We start from the raw sequence: 2,859 nt of genomic DNA, 5'->3' as shown, positions 1-2,859 counted from the left end.
GGCCGGTGACGAACATGTAGCTGGTGTTCTTCACCATGAAGATGAAGTCGGTCATGGCAGGCGAATAGACGTCACCGCCGGCGCAGGGGCCCATGATGACCGAGATCTGAGGGATCACGCCGGAGGCCAGCACGTTGCGGCGGAACACGTAGGAATAGCCGGCGAGCGCGGCGACGCCTTCCTGGATGCGGGCGCCCCCGGCGTCATAGAGGCCGATGATGGGCGCCCTCGCTTTCATCGCCATGTCCTGGAGCTTGGTGATCTTCAGCGCGTGGGTCTCGGACAGCGAGCCGCCGAACACGGTAAAGTCCTTGGCGAAGACGAAAGTCTTGCGGCCGTTGACGGTGCCCCAGCCGGTGACGACGCCGTCGCCCGGGATCTTGTTCTTCTCCATGCCGAACTCGGTGGAGCGGTGCTCGACGAACATGTCGAATTCCTCGAACGATCCCTTGTCGAGCAGGAGCTCGATGCGCTCGCGCGCGGTCAGCTTGCCGCGGGCGTGCTGCGCCTCGATGCGCTTCTCCCCGCCGCCGAGCTTGGCACCGGCACGACGATCTTCAAGGGCGTCCAGGATGTGTTTCATTTGCTCCCGCCAGTTCTTAACTAAGCCACGCTTGCGGGGGGTTCTAACACGGCATTTTGCAGGCCGGGAAGCTGCTTTCGGCACCGCAGGGCTGCCTTGCCACAGCGGGAAAGCGCAAGGAATTACAAAGTTTTGCCTGGAGGCGGAGATGGACGACCGAGCGATCGAAACAGGGGCTGCGACCGGCGGCGTCAATATCCTGCTGCGGCTGGAGGGGCTGACCCTCTTCGTGGGCATGGTGGCGCTCTACGCGGCCTGGGACGGCTCGTGGCTGGTGTTCGCCCTGCTCTTCTTCGTCCCGGATTTGAGCTTCCTGGCATACCTGTCCGATGCCCGGTTCGGCGCGATGGTCTACAACGCCGCCCACAGCTACATGGCCCCGGTGTCCCTGCTGACACTGGGCTTCGGCCTCGCCTCACCGCTGACCTTGTCCATCGCCTTGATCTGGCTCGCCCATATCGGCATCGACCGGGCGCTGGGCTATGGGCTGAAATATTCGGCCGGGTTTGGCTTCACCCATCTGGGGCGGATCGGCCGGAAGGACGCCTGACCTCAGAATTTGGCGGTTGGCCATCACGTCATCCGGATCAGATCGCGCCGATCTCAGCCAAGCAGGCCTGCGTCAGCGGCATGCGCTCGCCGACGTGGCGCGGCTCTTTGCAATCCATGTTGAGCGCGAACACGGTGTGTGCCTCGCCCTTCTCGGCCCAGCCGACCATCCAGCCGAGCGACGGCTCGCCGCGTTCGGCCCCGAGCAGGCCCGACTTGGCGCGAATGATGCTGTCGCCCACCTTGGTCACCGGCAGGATGTCGGCGACGAGATCCTGGCTGCGCTTGCCGATCGGCAGCGCGCGGCGGCGCAGACGGTCGACGAAATCGATTTGCTCGACCGGATCGATGCGCAAATTTCCGGTGAGCCAGAACCGGTCGATGCCGCCGCCGATGTCGCGATTGCCGTAGTCGAACTCGTCAACGTATTTTTGCATGCGCTCCTGGCCGATGCGGCGGGCGATCTCCTGATAGACCGGCACCGCGCTGACGGCGATCGCGCTGCGCAGCGTGTGATCCTTGTTCCAGGCTTCGATCGGCCGCTTGACGCCGTCCCAGGCAAAGACGTCCTTGTCGGGATCCGTGACGACGCCAGTCTCCAGCGCAATCAGCGAGTTAGGAATCTTGAAGGTCGAGGCCGGCAGCTTGCCGTCGCCCGAACGATCCTTGTCGCTGGCGATGATCAGATAGTCCTCGACCTTGTAGCCGACGAAGGTGCCGGACGTGCCGAGATCGGTGAAGCGCTTGGCCAGGCTGTCGCGGATTTCGTTGCGCGGCGGCGCGACATGGCCCAGCGCGCGCTGCGGCAGGATGGCCGATGCGGCAAGAAGGCCGAGAGTGGAACGACGGGTGAGCAAGGGCGATGTCCGTTGAACAGTTGAAAGCGCCGCGACCATGCCGTCGCGACGTGGTGAAAGGATGACAGCCCGCTAGCGCCCTCGTCCCGAGAGCCGCAGCACGAACACCAGGACTTCCGCAACGGCCTTGTAGAGATCCGGCGGGATCTCGTCGCCCAGCTCGACCTTGGACAGCGCCCCGGCCAGGATCTCGTTCTCCTCGATCGGGATGTCATGGGCCTTGGCGATCTCGACGATCTTCTCGCCGATCGTGCCCCTGCCCTTGGCGACGACGACCGGGGCGTTGGTGCCCTTCTCGTAGTGCAGGGCAATCGCTAGCTTGGGCGCCTCGCTCATGTCGCCCGATCCAGGAAGTGTCCGGCGCGGGCCGGTGCAGGCTGTGGCGGCGTGCCATCGCGCACCACGATGTCGCCGGGCTTGAGCTCGGCCCTGGTCAGAGCCTGGTTGAGCTCTCCGATTCCGGCGCGCAGCTGCTGCGCGGTCGCCGGCCGCTCCGCCCACATCCGCACGAACGTCGTGTCGCCGTTCAGCGTGATCAAGGCATGCACGGGACCGGCCGGCTCGACGTTGAGCGAGAAGCGCGCGCGCCAGGCCCGCGTGTTGGCAGCATCCGCGGCTTCGTTGCCGCCGTCGCGCGAGATCTCGAACTGCGCCATCGCGGTGCCCTGCGGCGTCGCGAACGGAATCTCGAAGTTCCATTGCGGCACGGCCGGATCGATGCGGTGCCCGCTGGCATCGGTGCGATCGGGCAGCGAGGCAATCTGCAACAGCGTCTGCCGCGCGATCGCAGCATCGGTATCATCGAGCAGGCGGTGGACCGTGGCCGCAAGTGGCGTGTTCGGTGCGAGCGATGGCGCGGCGATGGCCTGC

At 65.5% G+C, this 2,859-nt stretch carries 5 protein-coding genes; 1 reads left to right on the top strand and 4 read right to left on the bottom strand.

Going from position 1 to position 2,859, the window contains the following annotated elements; translation table 11 throughout:
* On the bottom strand, positions 1-583 hold a 583-nt coding region (locus tag JHD07_RS37055; RefSeq protein WP_291631205.1), incomplete at its 3' end, for a carboxyl transferase domain-containing protein.
* Positions 584-731: 148 nt separating this feature from the next.
* Here JHD07_RS37055 and JHD07_RS37050 point away from each other — a divergent pair.
* Positions 732-1,133: a DUF4260 domain-containing protein gene (locus tag JHD07_RS37050; RefSeq protein ID WP_291631203.1), complete on the top strand. Its 402-nt coding sequence runs from the start codon at positions 732-734 to the stop codon at positions 1,131-1,133.
* Positions 1,134-1,170: 37 nt separating this feature from the next.
* Here the strand turns inward: JHD07_RS37050 and blaOXA are convergent, their stop codons facing one another.
* From blaOXA to JHD07_RS37035, 3 genes are all read right to left on the bottom strand, one after another.
* Entirely contained in the window at positions 1,171-1,989 is an 819-nt protein-coding gene (gene blaOXA / locus JHD07_RS37045; protein WP_291631201.1) for a class D beta-lactamase, read from the bottom strand.
* Positions 1,990-2,061: 72 nt separating this feature from the next.
* Positions 2,062-2,325, bottom strand: coding sequence for an EscU/YscU/HrcU family type III secretion system export apparatus switch protein (locus JHD07_RS37040; protein ID WP_291631199.1), 264 nt, complete (start codon positions 2,323-2,325; stop codon positions 2,062-2,064).
* The coding region (locus tag JHD07_RS37035) for a flagellar hook-length control protein FliK (RefSeq protein ID WP_291631196.1) at positions 2,322-2,859 on the bottom strand (538 nt) is incomplete at its 5' end. The genes JHD07_RS37040 and JHD07_RS37035, both read right to left, overlap by 4 nt.

Source organism: Bradyrhizobium sp. (assembly GCF_016462955.1).
Taxonomy (GTDB): Bacteria; Pseudomonadota; Alphaproteobacteria; order Rhizobiales; family Xanthobacteraceae; genus Bradyrhizobium.
This window is presented reverse-complemented; position numbering and strand designations above follow the sequence as displayed.

Excerpts from the sequence above, each read along its gene's own strand:
- JHD07_RS37040 (WP_291631199.1), bottom strand. The coding sequence starts at position 2,325 with ATGAGCGAGGCGCCCAAGCTAGCGATTGCCCTGCACTACGAGAAGGGC.
- JHD07_RS37050 (WP_291631203.1), top strand. The coding sequence starts at position 732 with ATGGACGACCGAGCGATCGAAACAGGGGCTGCGACCGGCGGCGTCAAT.